This window comes from Streptomyces sp. NPDC051286, from assembly GCF_044455345.1.
Classification (GTDB): domain Bacteria; phylum Actinomycetota; class Actinomycetes; order Streptomycetales; family Streptomycetaceae; genus Streptomyces.
This window is the reverse complement of sequence record NZ_JBITER010000040.1, coordinates 42363-57473: the sequence shown is the minus strand read 5'-3', so window position 1 is coordinate 57473 and position 15111 is coordinate 42363. Positions and strand designations below refer to the sequence as shown.

The window sequence follows — 15111 nt, the reverse complement described above, 5'->3', positions numbered from 1 at the left end:
CCCGATACTGGGCGTATCGGGGTGAGCCCGACAACGCGGCGAGCGTGCGTGCCAGGCGTCGCCAGGCAGGCGGGACTTTCGAAACACGCCCTAGTAGTCGTCTTCGCTCTCGTTGTTGATTCCCAGGCCTGGGAGCAGCCCGGGGAGCAGCGGGGGCAGGGTGACGTCCGGGGTGGGTGAGGTGGATCCCCTGCCCGTTGTGGACGGGGTGGCGCCCGGTGACGGGGGGTTCAGGAGGCCGTCCGTGCCGCCCGCGATCAGGCCGTCGGCCGGGGTGGAGGCCGAACTGGACGGGTCCGGGGTGCCGGTGTCGCCCCGTCGGCCCTGTGAGGCTTCGGGGGACGAGGGCGCAGGGCTGTCCGTGAGGGACGGGTCGTCGGATTGCTGCGACGACCCGGACTGTTGCGAGTCGGTGTTCCGGTCCGGGGTGCGGGGCAGCAGCGACTGCAGCGGTGCGACCTCTTCGTCTATGGCATCGAAGACCGAGCTGACCTCGTCCCCGACGTCCGTCAGCTGGACCGGCAGCCGGTCGCGCAGGGTGCTCCAGCTCCCGCGGTGGTTGCGGGAGAAGGAGTCCAGGGTCTGGATCGGGCCGAGTGCTCCGTCGCGCTGGTACGCGGCGTGGAGGAGGCGGTGGCCCTCGGTGGCGTCGTGCGTCATGCCGTTCAGCGTGCGCCTGATCTCGCCCAGTGATTCGTGGTCCAGATCGCCCGCGCGGTCGCGTTCCATGAGCCTGCGGGCCTCGCTCAGCCGCGTCGATGCCTGGTCGAGGTAGACCTCGCCGCGGTCGGTATCGCCGTTGGCCATACCGAGGTGGATGTCCTCCATGCCGCGCTTCAGCCCGTACAGCGAATCACCCGGAAGGGCGTCGGAACTGGCAGCGGCTACTCCGCCGAAGGCTCCCGCGGCGACGCCGACGGTGAGCCCGCCGGCGGCGAGCCCCTTTGTCCAGCGGGAGCGGGGGCGCAATTTTTGGAGCGGAGAGGCCCGGTGGGCCCCCTTGCTCCGTTGTTCGGGCACCGTAGGGCCCGTGGATGCGCCGCCCTCGGCAAACATGGCCTCCATGGCTGCCACGAGCCGCGCTCGCTGCACCACTTTGACCTCGGGATCCAACTCCGGTCTCGGCAGCTCACCGAGGCCGTTCGCCAGGGCCAACAGCGTTCCGTGGTCGGCCGGTTCGGCCGGTTCCTCGGGCTGTACGGCCGCCGCACCCTGGAGCTCCTGCTCCTCCAGCGCCTGGGCGAAGGCGTTCGCCCGCCGGTGTGCCGAAACGTTTGCGATCACTGGCGGCACCTCCTCTCGTCATGACGGTCGACTCCCCTGGGGGTCCGGAAGGTTGCACACCTTGAGCGCTTCCACACGAATGAGTGAGTGTAGGCGGACATGGAGTGACGACAGGGGGCCTGCAACCGGCACAACGAGTGGCGCGGCACTTGGGTTACGCAGGAAAGATGATCGGACCAGTGCGTGATCGGGGAGTCGCCGAGGATGTTCTCAGCGGGCATCGTCCGGCAGCAGCCGGGCGAGGGTGCGGACGGCGCGGTACTGCAAGGTCTTGATCGCGCCCTCGTTCTTGCCCATCGCACGGGCTGTCTCGGCGACCGAGAGGCCCTGCAGGAAGCGCAGCGTCACGCATTCCTGCTGCTGGGGGTTGAGTCGGCGCACGGCCTGCAGCAGTGCGGCGTTGGAAAGGGACTCCAGGACGGAGTCCTCGGGGCTGCGCTCGACCTCGTTGGCGTCGAGCATTTCGCCGGTGGTCACTTCCAGTCGGAACCGGCTGGACTTGAAGTGGTCGGCGACCAGGTTGCGGGCGATCGTGACGAGCCAGGCGCCGAAGTCGCGGCCCTGCCAGGTGAAGGTCGAGATGCGGCGCAGGGCGCGCAGGAAGGTCTCACTGGTGAGATCCTCCGCCGTCGCCTTGCCGCCCACCCGGTAGTAGATGTAGCGGTAGACGGTGTCGCTGTACTGGTCGTAGAGACGGCCGAAGGCGTCAGCCTCACCGGCCTGTGCGCGCTCGACGAGATCCATCATGCGCGCGCTGTCGCTGTCGGCGGTCGGCCGACGAACGGTGGACGCGGTCGTTGCGCCGCGGTTGCTGCGTCTTCCGACCGCCGCACCGCGTTCGGCCAGGGCGTAGCAAGGGCCGACAGGTGCAGGGGTGGCAAAGGCGGGTACGGCGTACGCGGTGGGGACGAAGCCGCGCAAGCGGTCGGCGACCGTTGCGCGCAGCGTAGCCAGGCCCGAGGCGTCAACCCCGACGTGTGGGTACACGGGACTCCCAGAGGCAGAGCTTCCATCACGTGCAGTGCGAACCGTCACTCGTCGTAGTGAGTGGGCGTTCCGGAATGCGTCTGAGGAGAATAACGCTTCGTACAGGCAGCGCTACACCCAGTTGCTCAAATCATCGATTCCGTCGCTTCTGTGGCGACTATGAGGCGCATCAAGTAGCACATCGTGACCAGTTATTGATCGGAATACTTCGTGATCTGGCTGCGGCCGCAACGGGTTGTGGTCGGGTGCGCGCAATCCGACTGGCGGGAGCGGTCGGTGGGTAAGGGGTCCCGATTGGCGGCGCGGCCGGGCGTGGCCCGGCCCCGGGGCGGGGGCCGGGCCACGTGGTCGGCGTGTCGGGCCACGTGGTCGGCGTGTCGGCGCGTCCGGGGTCAGCGGCGGCGGCGGTGCAGGGCGACCGCGGCCGCGGTGCCGCCCGCGAGGGCGCCGACACCGGCGGCGGCCGGGATGCCGACCTTGGCCGCCTTGCGGCCCGTGCGGTAGTCGCGCAGCCGCCAGTCCAGGGCCCGGGCGTGCTTGCGGAGCTTGGTGTCCGGGTTGATCGCGTACGGGTGTCCCACCAGGGACAGCATCGGGATGTCGTTGTGCGAGTCGCTGTACGCCGCGCAACGCGCCAGGTCGAGGCCCTCGGCGGCGGCCAGGGCGCGGACCGCCTCGGCCTTCGCGGGCCCGTGCAGCGGTTCGCCGACCAGGCGGCCGGTGTAGACGCCGTCGACGGACTCGGCGACCGTGCCGAGCGCGCCGGTCAGGCCGAGGCGGCGGGCGATGATCGTGGCCGTCTCCACCGGGGCGGCGGTGACCAGCCAGACCTTCTGCCCGGCGTCGAGGTGGGCCTGGGCGAGGGCGCGGGTGCCGGGCCAGATGCGGTCGGCCATGTACTCGTCGTAGATCTCCTCGCCGATGGACATCAGCTCGGAGACCCGGTGGCCCTTGACGATGGACAGGGCGCTGTCGCGGGCGTCCTGCATGTGTTCCGGGTCCTCGACGCCGGCCAGCCTGAACCAGGCCTGCTGCCAGGCGAACCGGGTCAGCTCGCGGCGCTGGAAGAACTTGCGTTTGTACAGGCCGCGGCCGAAGTGGAAGATCGCCGCGCCCTGCATGACGGTGTTGTCCAGGTCGAAGAAGGCGGCGGCTCGTTCGTCGCCGACGACCGGGAAGGCCGGTTCCGGCTCCTCGGTCCTGGCGGGGGCCGTGCCGGTGGATCTTCCGGCGGGCTGTCCGGCGGGGAGTGACGACTTCCGCGCTGCCTCGGCTGCTGCCTCGCCTGCCAGCACGCTCAGTGCTGTCGCGGAACGCCTGCGGGGTGTGAGCCATCCAAGAGCGGCCATGTCGTGAGCATAGCCAGTCCGTTCGGCCTTTCCCGACGTGCCGGGATGCGATGGCGTGAACTCTCGCGGACCGAATTGTTAAGCGGGCGATTCCGGACGTAACGGATCGGCGCCCGACAGGCTCCGGAAACGGCGGGCGGGCGGCGCAGAATAAAGGCATGAGTGCCTTGCTGCGTCGTACGAAGAAGAAGCCTGCGGACCGTGTCGTGACCCTGGTCGGGAAGCCCGGTTGTCACCTCTGTGACAACGCGCGGCTCGTGGTGAGGGAGGTCTGCGAGGAGACCGGCGCGTCCTGGGAGGAGAAGGACATCACCCAGGACGAGGAGCTGCACCGGGAGTACTGGGAGCAGATTCCGGTCGTCCTCATTGATAACGAACAGCACACGTTCTGGCGGGTGGACCCGGCGAGGCTGCGCAGGGCGCTGCTTTCCTGAGCGAAACCCGGTTACCATCATGGGCGTTTTGGGTGATCTCGGGGGTGTAGTTGTGAGGAGTGTGTACCGTCTTGCCCCCTTCGGGCCTGCAACGGGCTGATGCGATCCATGGTTCCGGGATCGCGCGACGCATGTGCGTGACGCCGGTCACTTTGACCGGACAAAACGGACACTATCTTTGTGCACACGTTCACAAAGACATAGCCTGCATTCGACGGGGCGGTCTTGGAACATGCGGCCGCCTGCAGCCCCGCTCATCCCGCAGGAGCACCGTGGCAACTGGCCGAACTCACCGACCGGCGACCCGTAGCCGAGGAATTCCCGAGGCCACCGTCGCCCGGCTTCCGCTGTATCTCCGCGCACTGACCGCGCTCTCCGAGCGCTCGGTTCCCACGGTCTCGTCCGAGGAACTCGCCGCGGCGGCGGGGGTCAACTCCGCCAAGTTGCGCAAGGACTTCAGCTACCTCGGGTCGTACGGGACGCGCGGCGTCGGTTACGACGTCGAGTATCTCGTCTACCAGATCTCCCGCGAACTCGGGCTCACCCAGGACTGGCCGGTCGTCATCGTCGGTATCGGTAACCTCGGCGCCGCGCTCGCCAACTACGGCGGCTTCGCCTCCCGTGGCTTCCGGGTTGCCGCGCTGATCGACGCCGACCCCGCGATGGCCGGTACGCCCGTCGCCGGGATCCCCGTCCAGCACGCCGACGAGCTGGAGAAGATCGTCAGGGACAACGGCGTGTCGATCGGTGTCATCTCGACCCCCGCCGGTGCCGCACAGCAGGTCTGCGACCGGCTCGTCGCCGCGGGCGTGACCTCCATCCTGAACTTCGCGCCGACGGTGCTCTCCGTGCCCGACGGCGTCGACGTCCGCAAGGTCGACCTCTCGATCGAGCTCCAGATCCTTGCTTTCCACGAGCAGCGGAAGGCGGTCGATGAAGCCCCCGGCGGGAACAGTGTCGACCCGGCCGAGCCGCCCGTGCGTGCCGCCACGGACAGCAGCCGGAAGGGACCCGACGGGGACGTTCCCGCCGTGATGCCGGCATGAGTCTTCTTGTCGTCGGACTGAGCCACCGCAGCGCCCCCGTCTCCGTACTGGAGCGGGCCTCCCTGGCTGCCGGGACGCAGGCCAAGCTGCTGCAGGACGTCCTTGCCGCGGAGCCCGCGGCCGAGGCCGCCGTGCTGGCCACCTGCAACCGCATCGAGCTGTACGCCGACGTGGACAAGTTCCACGCCGGTGTCGCCGAGCTGTCCACGCTCCTCGCCCAGCACAGCGGGGTCGGGCTGGACGAGCTCACTCCGTATCTCTATGTGCACTACGAGGACCGGGCCGTCCACCACCTCTTCTCGGTGGCGTGCGGGCTGGACTCGATGGTCGTCGGCGAGGGCCAGATCCTCGGCCAGATCAAGGACGCGCTCGCGCTGGGGCAGGAGCTCCACACCGCCGGCCGGCTGCTGAACGACCTGTTCCAGCAGGCCCTGCGGGTCGGTAAGCGTGCCCACAGCGAGACCGGGATCGACCGGGCCGGGCAGTCGCTCGTCACTTTCGGTCTGGAGCAGCTCGCCGAGGGCGCCGATGTCGCCGTCTGGGCGAAGGGCAAGCGCGCCCTGGTGATCGGCGCCGGTTCGATGTCCTCGCTGGCTGCCGCCACGCTGGCCCGTACCGGTGTCGCCGAGATCGTCGTCGCCAACCGGACCCGGGCCCGCGCCGACCGGCTCGTCGAGATCCTCCAGCAGCCCGGTGGAACGGGAGTGACTGCCCGCGCCGTGGAGATGGCCGCGGTTTCCGGCGAACTGACACGTGCCGATGTCGTCGTCTCCTGCACCGGTGCGACCGGTCTCGTGCTGACCGCCGAGGCCGTCGCCGGAGCGCTCGGGCTGCCCTTCGACGCGGCCGTCACCGCGCCCCCGGCGCCCGCCGTGCCCGCCGCCGACCTGGACCAGCACGCCGCGTGGGTGGAGAACGGCTCCGCCACCACGACCGCGCAGGTACAGGCCGTCCGCCGGGCCACCGTGCCCGCGCAGTCCCAGTCCGCCGGACCGGTCAGGCTCGCCCTGCTCGACCTCGCGATGCCGCGCGACATCGATGGCGCCTCGACGCGCCTCGACGGTGTCCGCCTCGTCGACATCGAGTCGCTCGCCGAGGCATCAGCGGATGCGCCGATGGCCGCCGATGTGGACCAGGTGCGCACCATCGTCGCCGACGAGGTCGCCGCGTTCGGTGCCGCCCAGCGCGCCGCCCACATCACACCGACCGTCGTCGCCCTGCGCACGATGGCAGCCGATGTGGTGGCCGGCGAGATCGCACGGCTCGACGGGCGCCTCCCCGACCTGGACGAGAAGCAGCGCGCCGAGATCACGCAGACCGTGCGCCGCGTCGTCGACAAGCTCCTGCACGCGCCCACCGTGCGGGTCAAGCAGCTCGCCAGCGAGCCCGGCGGCGCCGGGTACGCCGATGCGCTGCGGGAACTCTTCGACCTCGACCCGCAGACGGTCGCCGCCGTCTCCCGGGCAGACCTGAACGACCCGAATAGAGGGCGGTCATGACCGACAACTCATCCCAGCGCGCGCAGTCCGACGCGCCGCTCCGGCTGGGCACCCGGCGCAGCAAACTCGCCATGGCGCAGTCCGGCCTCGTCGCCGACGCGGTCAGTGAGGTGACCGGGCGCGCCGTCGAGCTCGTCGAGATCACCACGTACGGAGATGTCTCCCGCGAGCACCTCGCGCAGATCGGTGGCACCGGTGTGTTCGTCGCGGCGCTGCGCGAGGCGCTGCTGCGCGGCGAGGTGGACTTCGCCGTCCACTCGCTGAAGGATCTGCCGACCGCACAGCCCGAGGGCCTCGTCCTCGCCGCCGTGCCGGTGCGCGAGGACCCGCGCGACGCGCTGGTGGCGCGGGACGGGCTGACCTTCGAGCAGCTGCCGTCCGGTGCCCGCGTCGGCACCGGTTCGCCGCGCCGCATGGCGCAGCTCAACGCGTACGCCCGCAGTCACGGCCTCGACATCGAGACCGTGCCGATCCGTGGCAACGTCGATACGCGTATCGGATTTGTACGAAGCGGTGAACTGGACGCGGTGGTTCTCGCCGCGGCCGGGCTCAGCCGCCTCGGCCGGACCGGTGAGGTGACCGACTTCCTGTCGGTCGACACCGTTCTGCCCGCTCCCGGCCAGGGAGCACTGGCGATCGAATGCGCTGCAACCAGCGCGGACCTCGCCGCAGCACTCGCCGAGCTCGACGACCCGTACACCCGGGCCGCCGTGACCGCCGAGCGCGCCCTGCTCGCCGCCCTGGAGGCCGGCTGCTCCGCACCTGTGGGTGCGCTGGCCGACCTCCTGGTCGACGGACAGGTTGTCAACGAACTGCGCCTGCGCGGTGTCGTCGGTTCCACCGACGGTTCCTCGCTCGTACAGATGTCCACCACCGGTCCCGTCCCCACGTCGCCCGACGACGCGGCGGCCCTCGGTCGCGAGCTCGCGACCGAGATGCTTGCCAAGGGTGCGGCCGGTCTTATGGGGGAGCGAGCACTTTGAGCCCCACCGGCCCCGCCGCATCCGACTTTCCGGTCCTGTCCGCAGGGCACGTCACCTTCCTCGGCGCCGGTCCCGGCGATCCGGGACTGCTGACTCTGCGCGCTGTCGAGGCGCTCGCGAGCGCGGACGTCCTTGTTGCCGAGCCGGACGTTCTCGGCGTCGTCCGCGGCCACGCGCGGGCAGGCGTCAGCACGCCCGAACTGACTGTTGTTGACATGACGTCAACAGCCGCCGGGGTACCCGTTCTCAGGGACGCGGCCAATCTTGTCATGGAGGCCGCGAAGGGCGGCAGGCGGGTCGTCCGTGCCGTCTCAGGGGACCCGGGCCTGGACGGGAACGCAGGCGCGGAGATGCTCGCCTGTGCCGCCGCCGGCATTCCCTTCGAGGTCGTGCCGGGTGTCGCGAACGCCGTGGGCGTGCCCGCGTACGCCGGCGTGCCGCTGCGTGATACGCAGGGGGCCGACGTCCGGTTCGTCGACGCCCGGACCGCCTCGGACCGCTGCTGGACCGAGGTCGGCGCGAGCGACGCCACGGCGGTCGTCTCGACGACGCTGGACTCGGTCGCGGCCGCCGCGGGCGAGCTGGTCTCTGCGGGCCGCAAGCCCGACACCCCGCTGACCGTGACGGTCGCCGGCACGACGACGCGCCAGCGCACCTGGACGGCGACCCTCGGGACGATCGCTCAGGTCCTGAAGCAGGCGAAGGTGCTGCCGTCGCCGGACGGGCACCAGCCGGTCATAGCCGTGGTCGGTGAGTGCAGCTCCGCCGCCCAGCGCGACCAGCTCTCGTGGTTCGAGTCCAAGCCGCTCTTCGGCTGGAAGGTGCTCGTGCCGCGGACGAAGGAGCAGGCGGCGTCGCTCTCCGACCAGCTGCGTTCGTACGGCGCCGTGCCGCACGAGGTCCCGACGATCGCCGTCGAGCCGCCGCGTACGCCCCAGCAGATGGAGCGCGCGGTCAAGGGCCTCGTCACGGGCCGCTACGAGTGGATCGCCTTCACCAGCGTCAACGCGGTCAAGGCGGTCCGGGAGAAGTTCGAGGAGTACGGGCTCGACGCCCGTGCCTTCGCCGGGATCAAGGTTGCCGCGGTCGGCGAACAGACCGCCGCCGCACTGATCGATTTCGGTGTGAAGCCGGACCTGGTGCCGTCCGGTGAGCAGTCCGCCGCCGGTCTGCTGGAGGACTGGCCGCCGTACGACCCGGTCTTCGACCCGATCGACCGCGTCTTCCTGCCGCGCGCCGACATCGCCACGGAGACGCTCGTCGCCGGCCTCATCGACCTGGGCTGGGAGGTCGACGACGTCACCGCGTACCGCACGGTCCGCGCTTCGCCGCCGCCGTCCGACACCCGTGAGGCGATCAAGGGAGGCGGGTTCGACGCGGTGCTCTTCACCTCGTCGTCGACCGTCCGGAACCTGGTCGGTATCGCGGGCAAGCCGCACAACGTGACCGTCATCGCGTGCATCGGCCCCGCCACGGCGAAGACCGCGGAGGAGCACGGCCTGCGGGTCGACGTGCTCTCCCCGGAGCCGTCGGTGCACAAGCTGGCCGAGGCGCTCGCAGAGTTCGGCGCGCAGCGCCGGGAGGCGGCGAAGGAGGCCGGTGACCCGGTGACGCGGCCGAGCGAGCGGCGTCCGGGTGCGCGCAGGCGTCGTACGACTACCTGACCGGCCGGGTCGGGAGTGTTCAGGGGTCCGGTTGCTTCGGCAGCTGGGCCCCTGCCCGTACTCCGGTCCGATTTTCCGGCTCTTGGTAGACCAGCCCGGGTGAGCCGCTTTTCGGGCAGCCGAACCGTCGCAGATGGCTCACCTTCACCGCACCGGGCACTTCAGCGGGCAGCCGGTCTCGACCTGCCTACTCACTGTGAGGTGACCGCTCCGGCCATGGGGCCGAGCCAAGTAATGCGGGAAAATCCGAGCGCGATCCGTCAGCGACACCGGCGGGCGTTGAGCCGGGCGGCCTGGCGCGTCAGGTAATCGCGCTCGGCGAGGTTGGGTGCCTTTCGGGCCGCCTCGGCGTACAGCCGTGCCGCTGTCGCCAGGTCGCCGTCGCGCTCGTGGAGGTACGCCGTCACCGCGGCGTGACGGGGCAGTGAGTCGTTCAGCGCCGCGAGCGCCGCCAGCCCGGCGCGCGGTCCGTCGGCCTCGCCGACGGCCACTGCGCGGTTGAGCCGGACGACCGGGCTGTCGGTCAGGCGCGCGAGCTCGTCGTACCACTCGACGATCTGCACCCAGTCGGTCTCCTCGGCGGTGGGCGCGTCGGCGTGGAGTGCCGCGATGGCGGCCTGGGCCTGGAACTCGCCCAGCCGGTCGCGGGCGAGGGCCGCCTGCAGGATCTCGACGCCCTCGGCGATCGCCCCGGTGTCCCACCGGCCGCGGTTCTGCTCGGCGAGCGGCACCAGGCTGCCGTCGGGCGCGGTCCGGGTGGCGCGCCGGGCGTGGTGGAGCAGCATGAGGGCGAGCAGCCCCGCCACCTCGGGGTGGTCGATCGCGGCCGCGAGCTGCCGGGTGAGCCGGATGGCCTCGGCGGCGAGGTCGACGTCGCCGGAGTAGCCCTCGTTGAAGACCAGGTAGAGGACGCGCAGCACGGTGGCGACGTCGCCGGGCCGGTCGAACCTTCCCCGAGCTCTCGGCTTCGCTCGAGCAGGGGATACCCCATTGCCGGAGACGGTGCGCTTGGCACGGCTGATGCGCTGCGCGATGGTCGCCTCGGGCACCAGGTAGGCCTGGGCGATCTGGCGGGTGGTCAGCCCGCCGATGGCGCGCAGCGTGAGCGCGACCGCGGACGACGGCGTCAGCGACGGGTGCGCGCACAGGAAGTAGAGCTGGAGCGTGTCGTCGGCTGCGGGCGCGGGCCCGGGCGCCGGCTCCTCGTTGACGAGGTCCTCACGCCGGCGGCGGGCGGCGTCCGCCCGGGTCGCGTCGAGGAACCGGCGCCAGGCCACGGTGACCAGCCAGCCCTTCGGGTCCTGCGGCGGGTCGGCCGGCCAGACGCGGACCGCCTCGACCAGCGCGTCCTGCACGGCGTCCTCGGCCGCCGCGAAGTCGGCTCCGCGGCGGACGAGGATCCCGAGCACGCTCGGCGTGAGGCTCCGGAGCAGGGCCTCGTTCATCGATGAGGTCACTCCGTGATGGTGGGCGGACAGGCCAGGAACGGGCGCACCTCGAGCCACTCGTGGATCGGCTCTCCGCCGGCCCCGGGGGCGGCCGACAGCTCCCCGGCCAGCTCGACGGCGCGCTCGTAGCTGTCGACGTCGATCACCATCCAGCCGGCGATGAGGTCCTTGGTCTCGGCGAACGGGCCGTCGGTGACCGGCGGGCGCCCCTCACCGTCGTACCGGACGAACGTCCCCTCGGGGGCGAGCGCCTGACCGTCGACGAACTCGCCGGTCTCCTCGAGCCGGGCCGCGAAGTCGTGCATGTACTGCACGTGCGCCGAGATCTCCTCCGGCGTCCACTGGTCCATGCACACGTCGTTGACCGGAGCCGGGGCGCCGCGGTAGTGCTTGAGAAGCAAGTACTTGGCCATCGTGTTCTCCTCGGTGCTGGTGCGACCCATTGTGGTCGCGTTCACCGCGGGGACGGAGCCAGTCACGGGTTCTCGACATCGCCGTCCGTTTTTTGGCTCTCGTGGGTGAGCCCGGGTGAGCCGTCCCGTGGTGTCCGGGTCCACGGCGTGGCGCGCGGGCGAGACGGAACGAGGCCTTCCAAGATCAGCAGCGACCAGTCAACTGGATCAACGCCGACCAGGGCTGATCCACGAAGAGCCGTTTTTCCGGCACGGGTGTCGGTAAGACGGTGATGTGTACGGGTCTATCGTCGAAGGATGACTGTGTACGGAAACTTCCCCGGCTCCCGCCCCCGGCGGCTGCGGACGACCCCCGTGATGCGACGGATGGTCGCCGAGACACGGCTCGACCCGGCAAACCTGATCCTGCCCGCGTTCGTACGCGAGGGCATCACGGCGCCCGTCGCCATCTCGGCCATGCCCGGTGTCCAGCAGCACACCCTGGACACCCTCCGGAAGGCCGCGGTCGACGCGGTCTCGGCCGGGGTCTCCGGGATCATGCTCTTCGGTGTCCCCGCGGACGAGAAGAAGGACGCCCGGGGGACGGCGGGCACTGATCCGGAGGGCATCCTTCAGGTCGGTCTGCGCGCGGTGCGCGAAGAGGTCGGTGACGACCTCGTCGTCATGTCGGACCTGTGCCTGGACGAGACCACGGACCACGGTCACTGCGGCGTCCTGACCGCTGACGGCCGCGTCGACAACGATGCGACGCTGGAGCGGTACGCCGAAATGGCCCAGGTCCAGGCGGATGCGGGCGCCCATGTCGTCGGCCCCAGCGGCATGATGGACGGCCAGGTCGGCGTCATCCGTGACGCGCTCGACCAGACGGGCCACGAGGACGTCTCGATCCTCGCCTACACGGCGAAGTACTCGTCGGCGTTCTACGGGCCGTTCCGTGAGGCGGTCGGCTCCTCGCTCAAGGGCGACCGCAAGACGTACCAGCAGGACCCGGCGAACAGCCGTGAGTCCCTGCGCGAGCTGGCGCTCGACCTCGAAGAGGGCGCCGACATGGTCATGGTCAAGCCGGCCGGACCGTACCTGGACATCCTGGCGAAGGTCGCCGACTCGGTGGACGTGCCGGTCGCCGCGTACCAGATCAGCGGCGAGTACGCGATGATCGAGGCCGCCGCCGAGAAGGGCTGGATCGACCGCGACGCGGCGATCATGGAGAGCCTGACCGGGATCCGGCGCGCGGGTGCGCAGATGATCCTGACGTACTGGGCGACGGAGGTCGCGCAGCGGCTGCGCCGTTCGTAGCAGCGGACACCTGGAACCCGCGCCGACTCAGGCCGCGGGTTCCAGGCCCCAGGACGCGAGGATGCGGGCCGCTTCATGGCCCAGCGTCGTGTCGTCGGACAGCCGGTGCAGTACCTCGATCCGCTTGTCGCTGGGGCCCGTCTCGTTGAGCGCCGCCAGGGCGTTGTCCCGTACGAGCTGGTCGAAGTCGCGCACCAGGCCGGAGTCTCACCCCAAGATCGACAGTGGGGCGATTTCGTGGCTACCCAGAATTTTTAGCCCTGCCCTGTCCGCGCCCGCATCCTCGTCCTCGTACCCGATGGCCAAACCCGGCTACGGCAAGCGATCCGTGCCGGACCAACTTCCCCGAAGCGCCGACGACTACCTGCGCGATCTGCTCAAGGCGTCTTGACAGGACCCGGGTCAGGGCCAGTCGACGAGGGCCAGGAACGCCACGAAGGCGACACACACGACGGCCGGCGCGACCACGGCCAGGAAGACGCGAGTTGCGGCGTGTTGTTGGCGTCGCGGGAGGAACCAGCTCACGGCCAGCACCGCCAGAGACAGCAGCAGGCCGGTGCAGAGCACCGTCCACGCCGGATCGAAGCCGGCATCGAAGCGGTCGGAATCGGCTTCCGAGCAGGAGTCGCAGGCCATGGGGGCCAGTGCACCGCCGCCCAGGGCGAAGAGCGCCAGCGGCAGTGTGACGAACGTGGAGATCAGCGGGGCGACCCAGGCGTGCGGGGTGCGAGCGTTGGAGGCGTCATCGGTCATGGGTGTGATTGAAGTCAACTGCCCGATGATGCACATGAGTTCCCGTACTTAGAGTGCCCGGCAGTAGGCGGCGCGGGTGAAGGAGCGGGGCTGGGGTGCGTGCATCGCAAGGCGGAGGATTGAGCCAACGCGGAGCGTTGGTGATTGACGACAACGCCGCGAGGTGCGTGCGCCGGCCCCGCGACGCCGCGAAGCCTCCTGCCGGGCACTCTTACTTGGTCAGTCCCACCAGGACGGCCAGGACTTCTCGCCCAGCACGTACCGGTCCGCGTAGCCGCGCAGGGTGTCCGGGGCGTTGTGGGCGATGTTGTCCGGGCAGAACGTGACGTGCTCGGCGGCGACCGCCACCGCCTCGTCGACGGTGCTGGGCGGTGTTGGTCACCGAGACGGTCAGGTGGTCGAGGCCGAGCGCCACGCCCCGTATGCCGAAGCCGTCCTCCCAGGGCCGGAGCACCTTGGCGGGTGTGATGCCGACGCGTTCGGCGAGTTCGCCCACGGACGTCTTCCGCTTGGCGAGCATGACGTCGATGCCGACGGTGATCGTCTTCAGAACACCTCGTTCAGCTCGGCCCGCATCTGCGCGGCCTCGGCGTCGCGGGCATCGCCGGGCGACGCCCCCGCCGCTCTGTGACTCAGGTCACATGCGTTTCCTGTCAGTAATCGGGGCGCTGTTCCGCTCAAGTCTCCGGGAGCAAGCGAACCGACAGGAGCATCACATGAAGCACCGCATCGTCGTCCTCGGCGCCGGCTACGCCGGGACCTACGTGGCCGGGAACCTGACCCGCCGGCTGTCCCCGGCGGACACCGAGATCACCGTGGTCAACGCTGAGCCGGTCTTCGTCCAGCGGCTGCGGGGGCACCAGTTGGCGGCCGGCCAGAAGATCGAGGCTCCACAGCTCGCCGACGTGTTCGCGGGCACGGGGATCCGGCTGCGCCTGGCCCGTGTCACCGCCGTCGACCCCGAGCGCCAGGTCGTCGCCATGGCCGACGCCGACGGCGGCGGCGAGCTCGGCTACGACACGCTTGTCTACGCGCTCGGCAGCCACGTCGCCGACCACGGCGTCCCCGGCGTGGCCGAGCACGCCTTCGACGTCGCCGGCCGGCCTTCGTCGCTGCGCCTGCGCGAGCGCCTGGACAACCTGGACAGCCAGGGCGGGCGGGGCGGAGGTGGGAGTGTGCTGGTCGTCGGCGACGGGCTGACCGGCATCGAGACCGCCACCGAGTTCGCCGAATCCCGGCCCGGCCTGTCGGTGGCGCTGGTCGCCCGCGGCGAGCTGGGCGCCCGGCTCTCCGCCGGAGCCCGCAGCCACCTGCGCCGGGCCTGCGACCGGCTGGGCATCACCGTCCTGGAGCACACCAGCGTCGAAGCCGTCGAAGCGACGCGGGTGCTGTGCGCCGACGGCACCGCCCTGGCGTCCGACGCGACCGTGTGGACGGCCGGGTTCGTGGTCAACCCCATCGCCGCCGCCGCCGGGCTGGAGGTCACCGAGAACGGCCAGATCGTCGTCGACCGCACCATGCGGTCGGTCTCGCACCCGAACGTCTACGCCGTCGGCGACAGCGTCCACGCCATCGGCGACAACGGCCGGCCGCTGCCGATGTCCTGCGCTTCGGCCGGCTACACCGGCATGCAGGCAACGGTCGCGATCGTGGGAGGCCTGACCGGCCGCAAGATCCCGAACACCAAGCTGGTCTACACGTTCAACCACATCAGCCTCGGGCGGCGGGACGGGATGCTGCAGCCGGTCGACGACGAAGGGCTGGCGAAGCCGAAGTACATGGGCGGCCGGAAGGCCGCGCGGATCAAGTCGGGCATCCTCAAGGGGTCGCTGTGGGCCACCTCGCACCCGACCTTCGGTCTGCCCAAGCGCCAGCGCCACCTGGCCGCCGCGCCGGACGCGTCCGCCGGGAAGGCCGCCGCGTCAGGCGAGAAGGCCGTCGCGTAGACGCCTGAC

Annotated in this window: 15 protein-coding genes and 2 pseudogenes; 8 read left to right on the top strand and 9 right to left on the bottom strand. The window is 70.6% G+C overall.

The window, feature by feature from the left end:
- Positions 1–90: 90 nt before the first annotated feature.
- The 3 genes from ACIBB8_RS29570 to ACIBB8_RS29560 all read right to left on the bottom strand — a co-directional run bounded on the left by ACIBB8_RS29570 (position 91) and on the right by ACIBB8_RS29560 (position 3620).
- Positions 91–1284, bottom strand: coding sequence for a DUF5667 domain-containing protein (locus ACIBB8_RS29570; RefSeq protein ID WP_398957240.1), 1194 nt, complete (start codon positions 1282–1284; stop codon positions 91–93).
- A 210-nt stretch (positions 1285–1494) separates the two neighbouring features.
- Entirely contained in the window at positions 1495–2271 is a 777-nt protein-coding gene (locus tag ACIBB8_RS29565) for an ECF subfamily RNA polymerase sigma factor, BldN family (RefSeq protein WP_398957238.1), read from the bottom strand.
- Positions 2272–2663: 392 nt separating this feature from the next.
- Positions 2664–3620, bottom strand: coding sequence for an HAD family hydrolase (locus tag ACIBB8_RS29560; protein ID WP_398957236.1), 957 nt, complete (start codon positions 3618–3620; stop codon positions 2664–2666).
- 158 nt (positions 3621–3778) lie between these two features.
- Here ACIBB8_RS29560 and ACIBB8_RS29555 point away from each other — a divergent pair, with 158 nt between their 5' ends.
- The 5 genes from ACIBB8_RS29555 to ACIBB8_RS29535 all read left to right on the top strand — a co-directional run bounded on the left by ACIBB8_RS29555 (position 3779) and on the right by ACIBB8_RS29535 (position 9246).
- The gene (locus tag ACIBB8_RS29555; RefSeq protein WP_398957233.1) at positions 3779–4054 is read left to right on the top strand and encodes a glutaredoxin family protein; all 276 of its coding nucleotides are present in this window, start codon (positions 3779–3781) and stop codon (positions 4052–4054) included.
- Between the two features lie 272 nt (positions 4055–4326).
- Positions 4327–5100 carry a redox-sensing transcriptional repressor Rex gene (locus ACIBB8_RS29550; protein WP_398957231.1) on the top strand — a complete coding sequence of 258 codons (774 nt, stop codon included), beginning with the start codon at positions 4327–4329 and terminating at the stop codon, positions 5098–5100.
- A complete protein-coding gene (locus ACIBB8_RS29545) occupies positions 5097–6599 on the top strand; it encodes a glutamyl-tRNA reductase (RefSeq protein WP_398957229.1) in 1503 nt (500 codons plus the stop codon). Before ACIBB8_RS29550 ends, ACIBB8_RS29545 begins: the two co-directional genes overlap by 4 nt.
- Positions 6596–7582 (top strand): hydroxymethylbilane synthase, encoded by a 987-nt coding sequence (hemC, locus tag ACIBB8_RS29540; RefSeq protein WP_398957227.1) that lies wholly within the window; start codon positions 6596–6598, stop codon positions 7580–7582. The genes ACIBB8_RS29545 and hemC overlap by 4 nt, the downstream gene beginning before the upstream one ends.
- The gene (locus ACIBB8_RS29535) at positions 7579–9246 is read left to right on the top strand and encodes a uroporphyrinogen-III synthase (protein WP_398957224.1); all 1668 of its coding nucleotides are present in this window, start codon (positions 7579–7581) and stop codon (positions 9244–9246) included. The genes hemC and ACIBB8_RS29535 overlap by 4 nt, the downstream gene beginning before the upstream one ends.
- 260 nt (positions 9247–9506) lie before the next feature.
- On the opposite strand, the gene ACIBB8_RS29530 is transcribed toward ACIBB8_RS29535, so the two are convergent.
- Both ACIBB8_RS29530 and ACIBB8_RS29525 read right to left on the bottom strand, forming a co-directional pair.
- Positions 9507–10691 (bottom strand): RNA polymerase sigma factor, encoded by a 1185-nt coding sequence (locus tag ACIBB8_RS29530; protein WP_398957248.1) that lies wholly within the window; start codon positions 10689–10691, stop codon positions 9507–9509.
- Positions 10692–10699: 8 nt separating this feature from the next.
- Entirely contained in the window at positions 10700–11107 is a 408-nt protein-coding gene (locus ACIBB8_RS29525; protein WP_398957222.1) for a YciI family protein, read from the bottom strand.
- A gap of 297 nt (positions 11108–11404) precedes the next feature.
- Between ACIBB8_RS29525 and hemB the strand changes: the two genes are divergently transcribed.
- On the top strand, positions 11405–12403 hold the full coding sequence (gene hemB / locus ACIBB8_RS29520; RefSeq protein WP_398957220.1) for a porphobilinogen synthase: 999 nt from the start codon (positions 11405–11407) through the stop codon (positions 12401–12403).
- Positions 12404–12430: 27 nt separating this feature from the next.
- Here the strand turns inward: hemB and ACIBB8_RS29515 are convergent, their stop codons facing one another.
- The gene (locus tag ACIBB8_RS29515) at positions 12431–12598 is read right to left on the bottom strand and encodes a hypothetical protein (protein ID WP_398957218.1); all 168 of its coding nucleotides are present in this window, start codon (positions 12596–12598) and stop codon (positions 12431–12433) included.
- A gap of 55 nt (positions 12599–12653) precedes the next feature.
- Between ACIBB8_RS29515 and ACIBB8_RS29510 the strand changes: the two are divergent.
- Positions 12654–12767 (top strand): annotated as a pseudogene (locus ACIBB8_RS29510) (MarR family transcriptional regulator); the annotation flags it as partial.
- Positions 12768–12805: 38 nt separating this feature from the next.
- Here ACIBB8_RS29510 and ACIBB8_RS29505 read toward each other — a convergent pair.
- The 3 genes and pseudogenes from ACIBB8_RS29505 to ACIBB8_RS29495 all read right to left on the bottom strand — a co-directional run.
- Positions 12806–13156 (bottom strand): hypothetical protein, encoded by a 351-nt coding sequence (locus ACIBB8_RS29505; protein ID WP_398957216.1) that lies wholly within the window; start codon positions 13154–13156, stop codon positions 12806–12808.
- Between the two features lie 219 nt (positions 13157–13375).
- Entirely contained in the window at positions 13376–13504 is a 129-nt protein-coding gene (locus tag ACIBB8_RS29500; RefSeq protein WP_398957214.1) for a DUF4253 domain-containing protein, read from the bottom strand.
- A 103-nt stretch (positions 13505–13607) separates the two neighbouring features.
- Positions 13608–13676, bottom strand: a pseudogene (locus tag ACIBB8_RS29495) (transcriptional regulator); the annotation flags it as partial.
- 196 nt (positions 13677–13872) lie between these two features.
- Between ACIBB8_RS29495 and ACIBB8_RS29490 the strand changes: the two are divergent.
- Positions 13873–15102, top strand: coding sequence for an NAD(P)/FAD-dependent oxidoreductase (locus ACIBB8_RS29490; RefSeq protein WP_398957212.1), 1230 nt, complete (start codon positions 13873–13875; stop codon positions 15100–15102).
- Positions 15103–15111 lie beyond the last annotated feature (9 nt).